The organism is Marivita sp. S6314, assembly GCF_023015985.1.
Classification (GTDB): Bacteria; Pseudomonadota; Alphaproteobacteria; order Rhodobacterales; family Rhodobacteraceae; genus Marivita.
The window spans coordinates 84730-100123 of sequence record NZ_JALKAO010000003.1 but is presented as its reverse complement, the minus strand read 5'-3'; the positions used below and the strand labels follow the sequence as shown (position 1 = coordinate 100123).

The following is a 15394-nucleotide window of genomic DNA, read 5'->3' as shown; positions in this document are numbered from 1 at the left end:
AGCCGCGCCCGGCAGGGGCGCGGCGTTTGGTTTCAGGCAGCCATTTCAGCCGAGAAACCGTCGAGGCTCTTCTCGACCGCAGACAGGATATCTTTCACCTGCGCGTCGGTCACGATCAGCGGCGGACAGAACGCCATGGCGTCCATCATATTGCGCGAGACCAGCCCGTTCTTGAGGAAGTGTTTGTTCATCGCAGCACCGAGTTGGCCGGGATTGAATTCGTCCTCACGCCCCTCGGGCGCAACGATCTCAAGCGCGGCAATCAGGCCAACACCGCGCGCCTCACCAACCAACGGATGATCGACGAATTTCGCGAGGCCGGCTTGCAACTCCGCACCGCGTTCGGCGGCGTTCGACACCAGGTCACGTTCTTCGATGATCGCCAGGTTTTCCAAAGCAACTGCCGCCCCAACCGGGTGCGCGCCACCGGTATAACCATGGCCCAGAACGCCGATGCGACCGGATTCGTCGGCGATCGGCTCGTAGACTCTTTCGTTCATCATGAAGGCCGAGAACGGGAAATAGGACGACGTGATCTGTTTCGACATCGTCATGATGTCGGGTTTGATATCAAACGTCTTGGAGCCGAACATCGTACCCGTGCGGCCGAAACCGCAGATCACTTCGTCGGCAATCAGCAGGATGTCATACTTGGACAGCACGGCTTGGATCTTTTCCCAATAGGTCTTGGGCGGCACAACAACGCCACCAGCCCCCATCACGGGCTCGGCGATAAACGCGGCAATCGTATCGGGGCCCTCGGCCTGGATCATCGCGTCCAGATCCTCGGCGCAGCGGGTGGCAAAGGCTTCTTCGCTTTCGCCATCCTGCCCTTCGCGCCAGTAATGCGGGCAGGTGGTGTGCAGCACGCCCTCAATCGGCAGGTCAAAGGACTTGTGGTTGTACGGTAGCCCGGTCATCGACGCCGATGCGATGGTGACGCCGTGATAGCCGCGAAGGCGCGAAATAACCTTTTTCTTCTCTGGCTTGCCCAGCGCGTTCGACCGATACCAGACCATCTTGAGGATCGTGTCGTTTGCCTCTGACCCGGAATTGGTGAAGAACACCTTGCTCATCGGGACGGGGGCCAGTTCGATCAGCTTTTCTGCCAGATCAATGGCCGGCCCGTGCGAGCGGTGCGCGAAGTTGTGGTAATAGGGCAGCTTTTGCATCTGCTGCGTCGCCGCGTTGACCAGGCGCTTCTCGTTAAAGCCGACAGCCACCGACCACAGGCCTGCCATGCCTTCGATGTAGCGGTTGCCCGCGGAATCGAACACATACACCCCTTCGCCCCGGTCGATAATCATCGGACCTTGTTCTTCATGCATCCGGGCATTGGTGTAGCCGTGGAAATGATACGCGATGTCGCGGGCTTCGTCGGAATTGGGGCGCAGGTCCATGGGGCACATCTTTCACTAAAGGGTGGAGCGAACGGTTCTGTGCTAATCGCAGATGGGCTGGTATGGCAAGCCATTTTGATGCATCATACATCAGAATTCCGGACGTAGTGGGGCACAGTTCAGATGCAATCCATTGGGCAAACCCAATTGGGACAGCAGGTATACGACCGCATCGCCAAGGCGCTTTTGACCGGGCAGATGCGGCCAAATGACAAGCTGACCATTCGCGGGTTGGCCGACCAACTTGGCGTGAGCAGCACGCCGGTCCGCGACGCGGTCAAGCAGTTGACACACGAGCAGGTGCTGGAAATGCGGTCGCCCAAAGACGTGCGCGTGCCGGTTCTGACCCGGCGCAGTTATCTGGAGATCCTCGACATCCGGTTGTTGTTGGAGGGACTCGCAGCAGAACGGGCCGCGCAAGAAGCGACACCGGCACATATTAAGGACCTGCAACGGCTGCTGAACCGCAACGACAAGGCATTGGCCAAGCGCAACTGGGGGGACGCCACCGAGGGAAATCAGGATTTTCATCTGGCACTGAGCGAGATCGCGGGCATGCCGCATTTGCAAAAAATCCTGCGCGGATTGTGGCTGCAGATGGGCCCCTTGGTCGCCTGCTACTATGACACCGCGCCCCCTGACCTGAATGTGCATCACGCCGAACTGGTGGCCGCCCTGATCGCGCGGGACAGCGCGGCGGCGCGGCGCGCGATGCAGTGCGATATCGCATCCGCCAAAGACGCCTTGCTGGTCCAGATCGACGCCCTGCGCGCGCAGCACTTTTCCGGGGTTGCGGCCTGATGAACAAGGCGCTTCACGTCCCTCCTGAGCTGTCGGGCACCTGTCAGAACTGGGGTCTGTTGCGCAGTTTCTATTTCATCGCCTCGGAACGTGGCGTGACACGCGCTGCAAAGGCCCTTGGCTTGGCGCAACCGTCTGTAAGCGCTGCGTTGCAGCGGCTGGAAAAGCAACTGGGCCAAACGCTTGTCCAACGGGGGCAGCGCACGTTTGAACTGACGGCAGCAGGTCAGGTGCTGTTTGCCGAAGTTGAGAAGATGTTTGACGCATCCTTGCGTGCCGAAGAAAAGCTCAAGGCGCTGCACTCCGACCTTGTTGGCAGCGTCCAGCTTCAGGTCGTCACCGGCGCGCGAAGTGGCTTGTTCGATGAAATCCTGCGCCTCATGCACCAACGCCATCCATCCGTTCTGCTGGAGATCCAGATCGCTTCAAGCCACACGATTCAACACAATGTCGCAACTGGCATTGTGCCGTTTGGCGTGTGTCTGATGATGCGCCCCGTCGCGCGATTGGGGTGTGATTTGCTTCTGAGCGCGAAATACGGCGTGTTCTGCGGGGCAGAGCACCCGCTGTTTGGGCGCAGCGATGTGTCCTTGAACGAATTGCGCGAAACGCCTGTTATCTCGTTTTCCTGTGACGCCGAAGGCCGCGCCCCAGAGCCGATGATTGCATTGCGCGACGATACCGGCATCGGGCGCACCGTCAGCGGCACCAGCGGCGATTTCGCCGAGGTGTGCCGCATGATCATAGCGGGGTTGGGAATCGGCGTTTTGCCGGTGCACGCGGTCACGCGTGAGGTGCAGGACGAAACGCTTTGGCATATTGATCTGCCGGGGATCGATTTGCGGGCAGACATGTATTTCGTGCACGATCCCGCCCGTCATCTGAGCGCCGCAGAGCAGACGTTTCTGGATGTTGCGAAAGAGGTGCTGGGCAGCAGTGGTCCGCAGCTTGCATAGCTAATTACAATATCTAAAATTGAACCACTCTATTTTTCAGAGCGGAGACTCGTTGCTACGCTGTTCGTCAGTTGGGGTTACCTGCACCCTGACACCTATATCGGCACGCAGTTCAGCCTTGGGGGACACCAACGCATGAAACACGAGTCCATCGACAACATTCCCTCAGAGCGGCTGCATCTGGCCGCCGCCTATCGTATGGTCGCGCATTTCGGGCTGGATGACAGCATTTTCACCCATATTTCGGCCCGCGCCCCCAAGGACGAGTCAGAGCACGGATTCCTGATCAATCCGTTTGGGCTTCGGTTTGACGAGGTGACGGCCTCCAACCTTGTTACCGTTGATCTGGACGGCAACATCCTGCGGGATGATTACGGCAAAGGCATTAACGCCGCCGGGTTCACCATTCACAGCGCTGTACATGCCGCACGCCCCGAAGTGGGCTGCGTGCTGCATACCCACACGGTTGCAGGCGTGACCGTGTCGTCGATGAAAGACGGCATCCTGCCGCTCAATCAATGGGCGATGCAGTTCCACAACCGCGTCGCATTTCACGACTACGAAGGCATTGCCCTTGATCTGTCGGAACGTGAACGGCTGGTGGCTGATCTTGGCGATGCCAAGGCAATGATCTTGCGCAATCACGGCCTGCTCACCTGCGGCGGAACCGTGGGCGAGGCGTTTACTCTGATGTACAACCTTGAACGCACCTGCAAGGCGCAGGTGGCGCTCTTGTCGTCGGGCGCAGAGGTGAACCGCGTGTCCGATGATCTCGCTGAATTCACGGCCCGTCAGTATGACGCAGCCACCAAAGATCGCGGCAATCCTGCCGTGCCCGACCCCGAGTGGGAGGCCTATCTGCGCCTCGCGCTCAAGCATTACCCGGACCTGTCACAATAAGGCAGGCAGGGTGTTTCACCTCCATCAACAGGGAGACTTTCCATGAAGACCTTTCGACTTTTGACCTCTGCCGCTGCCATTGCGCTGGCCTCGGCGCTATCGGCGGAAGAACCCGTTTCGGGTGGGACGCTGAACGCTGTGATTCAGCCAGAACCGCCCGGCCTGATGTTGGGTCTGATCCAGAACGGCCCGACGCAGATGGTTGCGGGTCAGATCTATGAAAGCCTGCTGCGCTATGACACCGACCTGAACCCAATGCCGTCGCTGGCAAAGGAGTGGACCGTGTCAGATGATGGTCTGATCTACACATTTACACTGCAGGACAACGTGCTCTGGCATGACGGTGAACCGTTCACCTCGGCTGATGTTGTGTTCTCGGTCGATACATTCCTGCGCGAAACCCATGCTCGCCTGCGCGCCAGCCTTGTGCATGTCGACAGCATCGAAGCGCCCGATCCGCAGACGGTTGTCTTTACCCTGAAGCAACCCTTTGGTCCGTTCCTGGGTATCTTTGAAACCGGCACGATGCCGATGATCCCGAAACACATCTACGAAGGCACGGATTTCGCCAATAACCCGGCAAACAACACACCGATTGGCACCGGCCCGTTCAAGTTCCAGGAATGGGAACGCGGCTCGTATATCCATCTGGTGAAGAACGAAGACTATTACATCGACGGCCTGCCCTACCTGGACGAAATCTACTACCAGGTCATCCCCGATGCGGCCTCGCGCGCGGTGGCGTTTGAAACCGGTCAGGTTGATCTTCTTCCCGGTGGATCGGTCGAGAACTTTGACATCCCGCGTCTGACGGCGATGGACAATGTGTGCTACACGAATGATGGCTGGGAATTCTTCGGACCGCATTCCTGGATGTGGATGAACCTGCACGAAGGCCCGATGACGGACAAGAATCTGCGCAAGGCCGTGATGCACGCGCTGGACCGTGAATTTGCACGGGACGCCTTGTGGAACGGCAACGGCAACCTGGCCAATGGCCCGGTCAGTTCGGTCACCCGGTTCCATGACCCGGACACGCCAGACATTTCGTTCAACCCGGACAAGGCCAGGGAGTATCTTGCGCAGTCCGGGTATGACGGCGAAACGCTCCAGATCCTGCCTTTGCCTTATGGCGAAACATGGCAGCGCTGGGCAGAAGCAACACGTCAGAACCTGTCCGAAGTCGGCATCAATTCCGAGATCGTCGCAACAGACGTCGCGGGCTGGAACCAGCGCACCGGCGACTGGGATTTCGACCTCGCGTTCACATACCTCTACCAGTACGGCGATCCGGCACTGGGCGTGGCGCGAACCTATATCTCGTCGAACATCGCCAAAGGCAGCCCGTGGAACAACGTGTCGGGCTATGTGAACGAGGAGGTGGACGCGCTTTTTGCTGAAGCCGCGGTGCAGGCATCGGATGACAAGCGTCAGGAGCTGTACAGCAAGGTTCAGGACATCATTGTCGATGATGTACCACTGGCATGGCTACTGGAACTGCAGTTCCCCACGATCTACCGTTGCGACCTGAAAAACCCGGTCAGCACCGCGATCGGCGTCAATGACGGGCTGCGCGATGCGTGGCTGGTGCAGAACTGATCTGACCTGACCCTACCCCGCCGCGCGTTCATCCGACGCGGCGGGGTGTTCCCAGTCAATCCCGGAGGCGTCCCGTGCTAGGCTTTATCGCGGCGCGGCTTGTCAAAGCCGTCTTTATCCTGCTTGCGATTCTCGTGCTGAACTTCGTTCTCATCCACGCGGCCCCCGGCGATCCGGCGGCTGTGATGGCGGGCGAAGCGGGTGCGGCGGACGAAAAGTTCCTGCAAGACCTGCGCGAACGGTTCGGGCTGGACCAACCGTTCCATGTCCAGCTTTGGAATTACATGAAGGGCGCAATCCAGCTTGATCTGGGCTTTTCCTACCGACAGCAAATGCCCGTCGCCGAACTCATCTGGGACCGCCTGCCAGCGACTCTGCTTTTGACCGCGACGGCCTTTGTGATTTCCATCGTTTTCGGTGTCGCCGCAGGAGTTCTGGCCGCGCAGACACAAGGAACATGGTGGGATACGCTAATCTCGACCCTGGCCCTGATCTTTTACGCAACGCCGCTGTTCTGGGTGGCGCTCATGGCGTCGCTGCTGTTCTCGGTCTGGCTGGGCTGGTTGCCGGGCTTCGGCTACCAGACCATTGGCGCGAATTATACCGGCATTGACCGGATGCTGGATATCGGCAAGCATCTGATCCTTCCCGCCACAACGCTGGGCCTGTTCTTCACCGCGATTTACATGCGCATGACGCGCGCCTCGATGCTTGAGGTCTCGCGGCTTGATTTCGTCAAAACCGCGCGCGCCAAAGGCCTGCGCAATTCGGTGATCCAGCGCCGCCACGTTCTGCGGAACGCCTTGCTGCCGGTGATCACGCTGGCGGGCCTGCAAGCCGGGCAAATCGTCGGTGGTGCGGTCCTGACCGAAACCGTCTTTGCGTGGCCCGGCATCGGGCGGTTGATGTTCGAAGCGATCAGCCAGCGGGATTACAACGTGATCCTGGGTGTCTTCTTTATCTCGGCCGCAATGGTCCTCTTGTTCAACCTCATCACCGATATCCTGTATGGTATCGTGGATCCTCGCATCAGGCTGACAAAATGAGCGCGTTCTGGTCCCGTTTCTGCCAAAATCGTGGCGCCGTGATTGGCCTGATTATCCTGACCATCGTGATCATCTGCGCCGTCGCGGCCCCGTTCCTGTTTCCGCGCAGCCCCTGGTCGATGGTGCAGCGTCCGTTCCTGCCGCCGTTCGAAATGGATGGGCTGCCCTTGGGCACCGATGCACTTGGCCGCGATGTGTTGTCGGGGCTTTTTCATGGCGCGCGCGTTTCGCTGCTTGTGGGGCTGGTGTCCACGGTCGTTGCCTTGGCCATCGGGATCCCTATCGGTGCGTTGGCGGGCTATTACGGTGGCATGGTCGACGATGCGCTGATGCGCTTTACCGAGTTTTTCCAGACCATTCCCAGCTTTGCGTTGGCCATCGTGCTGCTTGCGATCTTTCAGCCGACACTGTCTTACGTGATCCTTGCCATCGCCATCGTCAGTTGGCCACCTGTCGCACGTCTGGTTCGGGGCGAAGTTCTAAGCCTGCGCAACCGCGAATTTGTCGAAGCGGCGACGCTGTCGGGCCAAAGCAACCTGCGCATCATACTGCAACAAGTACTGCCGAACGCCCTGCCCCCGATTATCGTTCTGGCATCCCTGATGGTCGCTACCGCGATCCTGCTGGAAAGCTCATTGTCGTTCCTTGGTCTTGGCGATCCGAATGTGATGTCATGGGGTTACATGATTGGCGCGGCGCGCACCGTTTTGCGCACCGCATGGTGGCTCAGCTTTATTCCCGGGCTTGCGATCCTTCTGACGGTGTTGTCGCTGAACCTGATCGGCGAAGGGCTGAATGATGCGCTGAACCCCCGCCTGCGAAAGCGCACGTCATGAGCCTTCTGACGATCGACAATCTGTCCATCGCCTTGCCCAAGGGGGCGGACCGCGATCTGGCGGTCAAGGATGTGTCCTTTACGCTCGATCGGGGCGAAATCCTGTGCATCGTCGGTGAAAGCGGATCGGGCAAATCCATGTCGGCCAACGCGCTGATGGGGCTGTTGCCCGAAGGCGTGACGCCTTCGGCCGGACACATCCAGTTTGAAGGGCGCGACCTGCTGACCCTGAGTGATGACGAGATGATGGCTCTGCGCGGCAAGGACATCTCGATGATCTTTCAGGAACCCCTCAGCGCCCTGAACCCGCTGATGCGGATTGGCGACCAGATTGCAGAGGTGTACGAAGCCCATAATTTGCTGACTCCGTCCGAGCGGCGCAAACGCGCGTTGGAATTGCTGCACGAGGTCGGCCTGCCCGATCCGGAAACCACCATCCGCGCTTATCCGTTCCAACTGTCCGGCGGCCAGCGGCAACGTGTTGTGATCGCCATGGCCTTGGCTCTGGAGCCGAAGATCCTGATTGCCGATGAACCCACCACCGCGCTTGATGTGACAACGCAGGCGCAGATCCTTGACCTGATCGAAGACCTGCGCCGCAATCACGGCATGGCGGTTCTGTTCATCACGCACGACTTTGGCGTTGTGGCGGATATCGCCGACCGGGTCATTGTCATGCAACACGGTGAAGTGGTCGAAACAGGTGACGCTGACACCGTTCTGCTCAACCCGACGCATCCGTATACACGCGCGTTGCTGGACGCGATTCCGCGCCTGACCTTCCGCGACAGCGCCGAACAGGCCGCCCAACCAATCCTGAGCGTGCGCGACCTGAACATGACCTTCACCTCGCGCACCGGTGGTTTTTTCAAAAAACAGCGGGTCGTGAAGGCCGTTCAAAACGCGACATTCGATCTGTACCAAGGTGAAACCATCGGGATCGTGGGCGAAAGCGGGTCGGGCAAGTCTACGTTGGGGCGCTGCATCGTGCGATTGCTGAACCCGCAAAGCGGTGTCGTTGAAATCAACGGGCAGGACATTTCCAAGATCAGGGGTCAGGAATTGCGGCACCATCGTCGCCGTATTCAGATGATCTTTCAGGACCCCTATTCCTCGCTCAATCCCCGGTCGCGGATCGGAACGATCCTCACCGAAGGGCTGATCGCATATGGCACGGACAAAGCGACCGCCCGCGCGAAGGCCGCGGAATTGCTGACACTTGTGGGGCTTGATCCGTCCGCCATGAGCCGCTTTCCGCACGAATTTTCCGGCGGGCAACGGCAACGTGTCGGCATCGCCCGCGCGCTTGCGCTCGACCCGGAGGTGATCATCGCAGACGAGGCTGTTTCGGCGCTCGACGTATCCATTCAGGCGCAGGTGCTTGACCTTCTGGCCGACCTGAAAACCCGCCTGAACCTGTCGATGATCTTTATCACCCACGACCTGCGGGTCGCGGCACAGGTGTGTGACCGCATCATCGTTATGCAACGAGGCGAGATGGTGGAATTCGGGCCGTCAGCGCAAGTGCTGGGTAAACCGCAAACCGCGTACACCCAGTCCCTGCTTGATGCCATTCCGGGCAAGGATCACGAAGCCGCGCTGGCGGCGCAAGGGGCGCCGGCATGAACATGTCCTTGCAAACGCACCAACCGATCGAGGGCGTGTATCTCTGCGATCAACTGGACCTTCCGGAAATCTTCGGCACCGCCATGTCACATCTGCCCGGTCTGCGTGTGCTCAAGCCGTCCGAGGTGACCGATCCCGCCAATGTCCGTTTTGCGCTGGCATGGCGCCCGTCCCCGGACGCGTTTGACGCCTATCCGAATATCGAACTTGTACAAGTCATCGCGGCGGGCGTTGATCCGGTACTCAAGACCCCGAGTTTACCGCACGATGCTGTGGTCACCCGGGTCCATGACCCGGAACAGGCCGCGATCATGGCAGGGTTCGCCGCGTGGCAGGTTGTCTGGCATCATCGCAATATGGGGGCCTATCTGGACGCGGCATCGCGCGCTGACTGGACCCGTGTTCTGATCAAAACCCTGCGCCCACCGTCCCAGGTGACAGTCGGACTCCTTGGCTTCGGATATATGGGCCGCGCCATTGCCGAGACCGTCCGGACGATGGGGTTTCCCATTGTCGCGGCCACCCGCAGCGACGGACCCGCAGAGCGCGGCATTACGCGGATCGCAGGACCGGATGCGGTCACTCAGGTTGCGGCGAAATCCGATATCCTGATCAATGTTCTGCCGCTGACAGACGACACGCGTGACATTCTGGCGGCACCGCTGTTTGCGCAAATGCCGAAACACGCCGCGCTGATCCAGTTGGGGCGCGGTGAACATCTGATCGAAGACGATCTACTAGCCGCTTTGGACAATGGCCATCTCAGTGGCGCATCGCTGGACGTTTTTCGGCAAGAGCCGCTCCCGCCAGAGCATCCTTTCTGGGCGCATCCGAAAATTGTCATCACCCCGCATGAAGCCAGTGTCACATCGCCCAGCGCGGTGGCGCATGCGCTCGCGCAATCGGTGCGCGAAATGACCGAAGGACGCCACCCCACAACCGCAATCGACAAAAAGAGCGGCTATTGACCGCAACAGGACCCAACCATGAAAGCTATTTTTGACGAACGCCAGCTTGGCCACAAACCCGAAACCTACTTTCGCGGCGGATCTCCAATGCCGCACCCCGAACAGCCCGAACGCGCCATCCTGATTCGCGACATGTTGTTGGAAAACGGCTTCCCCGTGGAAACACCGGATGATTTCGGAATCGCGCCCATCAAGGCGGTGCATGATCCGGACTATGTCGATTTCTTCACCGACGCCTATGCACGCTTCATCGCCGATGCCCCGGACGGCGCGCTGGCCATTCCAACACGCCACCCCGGGACGCGACGCGGGCGCTGTCCCAAGGACATCAACGGAGCGATGGGATGGTGGATGACCGACACATCCACACCGCTGACCGAAAACACCTATGAAGCGGCCTATTGGTCGGCGCAGACGGCGATCACAGCCGCGCAGGACGTCATGAACGGCAGCCGCGCGTCCTATGGCCTGAGCCGCCCACCCGGGCACCACGCGATGAAGGATTGCTCCAACGGGTTCTGCTTTTACAACAACGCCTGCATCGCGGCGCACCACATGCGGGGCAAATGGGACAAGGTCGCGTTGCTGGATGTGGACGTGCATACCGGGAACGGATCGCTCGATATCCTGTATGACCGCGGCGATGTGTTTTTCTGTTCCCTGCACCCTGACCCGGCGGTCTATGCGACATTCTACCTGGGTTATGCGGACGAAACCGGCGAAGGCGATGGCACCGGTGCAACCCTCAACGAAGTGCTGAACATGGGCGACGGACCTGCCGAAGTGATGGCGGCCCTTGACCGGGGGATCGGTGCAATCACGGATTTCGGGGCCGAAGCGCTTGTCGTCTCGCTGGGCTTTGACATGGCCGCAGATGATCCGCTGGCCGCCGTCAACCTGCACGCACAGGACTTTGCCGATATGGCGCGACGGATTGCGGCGATGAACGTCCCGACCGTCCTGATCCAGGAAGGTGGCTATCTGGGCCCGTCTTTAAAAGCCAATGCCGAGGCGTTTTTGACAGCCTTCCGAGAAGAGATCAGCTGATCCATGAGTTACGCGCCGGACAGCACCGCCAACCTTGCGCGGTTTAACCAGACCCTTGATGCGTCTGCACAGATCGGGGTGGGCCGCCCCGGCGGGCTGTCCCGGCTTGCCTTGTCAGACGCCGACCGCGAGATGCGCGACCTGTTCGTGACATGGTGCGAAGAGGCCGGGCTAGCCGTGACAGTGGACGCCTGCGGCAACATCTTTGCCCGTCGAGAGGGGACTGAGCCCGACGTGCCGCCGGTTCTTGTTGGCAGCCACCTTGATACCCAGATCAATGGCGGTCGGTTTGACGGGATTGCCGGCGTGCTGGCGGCGCTTGAGGTCGTGCGGACACTGAACGACCTTGGCCACGCGACGCGACGCCCCCTCGAAATCGTGAATTGGACAAACGAGGAAGGCGCGCGGTTCTCTCCTCCGATGTCGGCGTCCGGCGCTTTCGTCGGGGCCTACACCACTGACTGGGTTCACGGGCTTGTGGATGACGACGGGCTGAGTTTTGGCGCAGAGCTTGCGCGCATCGGGTACCTGGGCGATGCGCCCTGCGCGCCTCGCCCGATTGATGCGTATTTCGAGCTTCATATCGAACAAGGTCCCATCCTCGACGCCGAAGGGCGCGATATCGGCATTGTCACGGCAGGGTATCCCAGCCACGGAATGCGCGTCAGCTTTGCAGGCAGGACCGCACATACCGGCCCGACACCGATGGACCAACGCCAGAATGCGCTTGCGGCAGGCGCCCGGTGGCTGACCATGGCCGATGACATCGGCTGGGCCTATGCGGCCTATGACGGCAAAGCAACGGCGGCGCGATTGGTGGCCTGGCCCAACAAGGCGGGCATCCTGTCAGACCATGCCGAAGCGGTCTGCGACGTGCGTCACCCCGATGAAAAAACGGCGGGCCTCATGGCAGAGCGTTTACGCCGCGCCGCGTCAGAATCCGCAGCGCGCTGTGGCTGTTCCTACAAGATTGAAGACGAATGGCACTGGGGCGGAGATATCTTTGACGCGGGGCTGGTGGCTTCGATCCGTGCGCACGCCGCGCGTCTGGGGTTCAACCACCGCGATCTGCAATCCCAAGCCGGCCACGACGCGTATTTCCTTGCGCGACACTGCCCCACCGCAATGATCTTTACACCGTGCAAAGACGGCATCACCCACAACAACGAAGAGTTCTGCACGCCGGAAAGCTTTCGCGCCGGGTTGAACGTCCTGCTGCACAGCGTCGTTGAACGGGCGGACAGAGTGTAACGCCACCCGGCGCTGCCGCTGTGGTCAGTCTTGCATTCACGCAGTGTTCACTTCTGACCGCGAACCAGGTGGCATCCGACTACTTTACTTTCGGCGGCGCTAAATCAGTGCCGTCGACAGCCATTCAAACCGGCTGAGCAGGACGAGGACTGCCGCGACGACCAGAAGGAAGGGCCAGAGCGAGCGCAGGATCTGACCCGGGCTTGCGCCGCTCATCGAGGACGCGATGTAGAGCCCAACGCCGACCGGCGGTGTGAGAAGACCCAGCACGAGGTTGAGACACATCACGACACCGAAGTGAAACGGGTCAATGCTGTAGTCGTTCATGGCAATCGGGAGCAGGATCGGCGTGATGAGGATCACGGCTGCGATCCCGTCGATCAACATGCCGACCAGCAGAAGGATCAGGTTGACGATCAGCAGAAACATGAACGGGTCGCTTGTGATCGACGTGATCAGCGTGGCCAGTTTCTGCGGCAGGGCTTCGTAAATGATGACCCAACCAAAGACGTTTGCCGCAGCGATCATGAAAATCACCATCGACGCGTTGATCGCCGTGCGTTTGAACAGAACGAACAGTTTTTGCGGCTCCAGCTCACCGTAGATCAGCCAGCCAACAAGAAAGGCAATCAGGGATGCAATTGCCGCCGATTCCGTTGGTGTCGCGATGCCAAACAGGATGCCGCCGATGATGGCAACAGGGATCAGCATAGCGGGCAGACAGGACAGCAGCGCTGATCGGGCTTCCGGTCCGGTGAACCAGGTGCCTTTTGGGAATCCCTGGATCAGGCCGATGACAAAGATCACGCCCGCGAATGCGACAAACAACAATAGCCCTGGCAAAATCCCGGCAAGGAACATGTCGCCGATGGGGATCTGCGCCAGAACGCCGAAGATCACAAACATCATCGACGGCGGGATCACTGGGGCCAGCAACCCCCCTGCCGCTGTCGTTGCCGCCGCAAATCCACGCGAATAGCCTTCGTTTTCCATTTCCGGTGTCATGGCACGGGCCATCACGGCAATCTGAGCAGTGGCCGATCCGATGATCGCCGCCATGAACATGTTGGCCAGCAAGTTGATATAGGCAAGCCCGCCGCGAAACCCGCCCACGAACACACGTGCGGCGTTGATCAGGCGGCGTGTCATGCCGCCCTCGTTCATCATTTCACCGGTAAGCATGAAAAGCGGGATCGCCAGCAATCCGTAGTTTTCCAGCCCCGAAAACATCTTTTGCGCAAAGCTGTCATACAGAACAACGTTGTCGCTTTCCCAGATGTACCAGATCGCCGTCAGCGCCAAAACAAGCGCCACGGGCACAGCGATCATCAGTTTGAACGCAAAAATGATCGGGGTCATGTGGAGGACACCTCGGGTCTGTGTGCCGGTCCGAACAGGTTCGCAAAGCCGTGCAGCGCGGCCCCAAAGGCGAAAGCCCACATCACCAGCCACACCCAGTATTTCCGGAACCCAAGTGTGCTTGTTGGTTCCGCATAGATGAAGTTGAAGGTCGCGCCCTGAAACGCCTTTGTGTCGAACCCGTGCTGTGCGAGCGCCAGCGGTGCGAACCAGCGCCAGCAGAACCAGACCATCAGCAGCGCAAAGACAAGCACGATCACATCGACCAGCTTGGCGACAAGCGTTTTCAGGGGGGGTGGCAGGCTGTCCGTCAGGATCGTCACCGCCACGGCATGCCCGTAGTGAATGCCTGCCGACGCGCCAAGAAACGTCATCCACGCCATTGCATAGATCGCCAGTTCATCGACCCAGTACAGCGCCGCCCCAAGGCTGCGTGTCAGAACATTGAGGAGGATCAAGGCGGTGATCGCAGCCGCAAGAATTGAGGCCAGCGCAAGTTCGAACCGCGCCCATGTAGCTGAAATTCGGCCGATCATGCGCCTGCCCTCAAAATGAAACCGAGGCACCGCAAAGGGTGCCTCGGTCCGCTAACCAGAGATTTACTCAGCCGTGTCGTTTGCAACCTGACGCAGAGCATCCAGCATCGATGTCTTTTCGGACCAGATCGTGTTCCATTCATCTACGGCATCACCAAAGAAGGATTGATCGACCTCGACATATTGCGTGCCGGTGTCACGCACCTGGTCAAGCCAGACCTGTTCGTTTTCGATGTAGCTGTCGATCGTGCTGTCGACATGCTTGGCCATCAGGTCGCGGATCATCCCCCGGTCGTCTTCGGACAACTGCGCCCAGACACGGCCCGACACGAGCCCAACCATCGGGAACATCATGTGGTTGGACTGGACCACGGTGTCGGCCTGTTCGAAATACTTGAGCACCCAGATCAGTTCGGCGTCCATGTCGATGGCATCGACCTGACCGTTGGCAAGCGCATCATAGACCGCTGGCAGCGGCATCGGCGTTGGCGCTGCACCCAGCGCGTTGTAGAAATCAAGGATCGGATCGAACGGTGTGATCCGCAGCTTCAGACCAGACAGGTCGTCGGCAGAGGTCACATCGCCCTTGGCCACGATCTGGCGCAATCCGGCCATGCCATAGGCCACACCGACCACACCTACTTCGGCAGGCAATTGGTCCAGCATGCCGATGGCAGTGTCGCTGCGCAGAATGCGGCCTGCGTGATCGATGTCATCGGCCAGGAACGGTGCGTAGAACGCGCCGAAATCCTGGGCGCGGTTCGATACTTCGGCGACCGTCATAAACGCCATATCGAGCGCGCCGGTCTGCAACTGCTGCAACATCTCGGCTTCATTGCCCAACTGGCGTGCCGGAAAAACGGTAACGCTGTGTGCGCCGCCACTGGCCTCGGCAAGTTCGGCACCAAAGGCTTCTGCGGCCTTGGTCCAGATATGCGGCGGTGGCGTGATCAACCCAAGCCGGAAATCTTCGGCCTTGGCGGTGCCTGCCGCGATTGTAGCAACGGCGGCAAGTGCCACGCTTCCGAGCGCATTGCGAATGATCTTCATCGTATCCTCCCTGATCTGCG

The 15394-nt window shown here is 59.8% G+C and carries 14 protein-coding genes; 10 read left to right on the top strand and 4 right to left on the bottom strand.

Annotation, left to right across the window (positions count from 1 at the left end; genetic code table 11):
- Positions 1 to 32 precede the first annotated feature (32 nt).
- Positions 33 to 1400 (bottom strand): aspartate aminotransferase family protein, encoded by a 1368-nt coding sequence (locus MWU54_RS09050; RefSeq protein WP_247082383.1) that lies wholly within the window; start codon positions 1398 to 1400, stop codon positions 33 to 35.
- 147 nt (positions 1401 to 1547) lie between these two features.
- On the opposite strand from MWU54_RS09050, the gene MWU54_RS09045 reads away from it, so the two are divergent.
- From MWU54_RS09045 to MWU54_RS09000, 10 genes are all read left to right on the top strand, one after another.
- Entirely contained in the window at positions 1548 to 2201 is a 654-nt protein-coding gene (locus MWU54_RS09045; protein ID WP_247082381.1) for a GntR family transcriptional regulator, read from the top strand.
- On the top strand, positions 2201 to 3157 hold the full coding sequence (locus tag MWU54_RS09040; protein WP_247082379.1) for a LysR family transcriptional regulator: 957 nt from the start codon (positions 2201 to 2203) through the stop codon (positions 3155 to 3157). The genes MWU54_RS09045 and MWU54_RS09040 overlap by 1 nt, the downstream gene beginning before the upstream one ends.
- A gap of 135 nt (positions 3158 to 3292) precedes the next feature.
- Entirely contained in the window at positions 3293 to 4057 is a 765-nt protein-coding gene (locus MWU54_RS09035) for a class II aldolase/adducin family protein (protein ID WP_247082377.1), read from the top strand.
- Between the two features lie 42 nt (positions 4058 to 4099).
- Entirely contained in the window at positions 4100 to 5656 is a 1557-nt protein-coding gene (locus MWU54_RS09030) for an ABC transporter substrate-binding protein (RefSeq protein WP_247082375.1), read from the top strand.
- A gap of 74 nt (positions 5657 to 5730) precedes the next feature.
- Complete coding sequence (locus MWU54_RS09025) at positions 5731 to 6702, top strand: ABC transporter permease (protein ID WP_247082373.1); 972 nt, start codon at positions 5731 to 5733, stop codon at positions 6700 to 6702.
- The gene (locus MWU54_RS09020) at positions 6699 to 7538 is read left to right on the top strand and encodes an ABC transporter permease (RefSeq protein ID WP_247082370.1); all 840 of its coding nucleotides are present in this window, start codon (positions 6699 to 6701) and stop codon (positions 7536 to 7538) included. The genes MWU54_RS09025 and MWU54_RS09020 overlap by 4 nt, the downstream gene beginning before the upstream one ends.
- Positions 7535 to 9163: an ABC transporter ATP-binding protein gene (locus tag MWU54_RS09015; RefSeq protein ID WP_247082368.1), complete on the top strand. Its 1629-nt coding sequence runs from the start codon at positions 7535 to 7537 to the stop codon at positions 9161 to 9163. Before MWU54_RS09020 ends, MWU54_RS09015 begins: the two co-directional genes overlap by 4 nt.
- Positions 9160 to 10131: a glyoxylate/hydroxypyruvate reductase A gene (locus tag MWU54_RS09010; protein WP_247082366.1), complete on the top strand. Its 972-nt coding sequence runs from the start codon at positions 9160 to 9162 to the stop codon at positions 10129 to 10131. The genes MWU54_RS09015 and MWU54_RS09010 overlap by 4 nt, the downstream gene beginning before the upstream one ends.
- Before the next feature lie 18 nt (positions 10132 to 10149).
- Positions 10150 to 11178 (top strand): histone deacetylase family protein, encoded by a 1029-nt coding sequence (locus MWU54_RS09005; RefSeq protein WP_247082365.1) that lies wholly within the window; start codon positions 10150 to 10152, stop codon positions 11176 to 11178.
- A 3-nt stretch (positions 11179 to 11181) separates the two neighbouring features.
- Positions 11182 to 12429: a Zn-dependent hydrolase gene (locus MWU54_RS09000; protein ID WP_247082364.1), complete on the top strand. Its 1248-nt coding sequence runs from the start codon at positions 11182 to 11184 to the stop codon at positions 12427 to 12429.
- A gap of 99 nt (positions 12430 to 12528) precedes the next feature.
- Here the strand turns inward: MWU54_RS09000 and MWU54_RS08995 are convergent, their stop codons facing one another.
- The 3 genes from MWU54_RS08995 to MWU54_RS08985 form a co-directional block, all read right to left on the bottom strand.
- Positions 12529 to 13788, bottom strand: a complete 1260-nt coding sequence (locus MWU54_RS08995; protein WP_247082363.1) for a TRAP transporter large permease — start codon at positions 13786 to 13788, stop codon at positions 12529 to 12531.
- Positions 13785 to 14324, bottom strand: coding sequence for a TRAP transporter small permease subunit (locus MWU54_RS08990; protein ID WP_247082361.1), 540 nt, complete (start codon positions 14322 to 14324; stop codon positions 13785 to 13787). Before MWU54_RS08990 ends, MWU54_RS08995 begins: the two co-directional genes overlap by 4 nt.
- Before the next feature lie 63 nt (positions 14325 to 14387).
- Positions 14388 to 15374 (bottom strand): TRAP transporter substrate-binding protein, encoded by a 987-nt coding sequence (locus MWU54_RS08985; protein WP_247082359.1) that lies wholly within the window; start codon positions 15372 to 15374, stop codon positions 14388 to 14390.
- Positions 15375 to 15394: the final 20 nt, after the last annotated feature.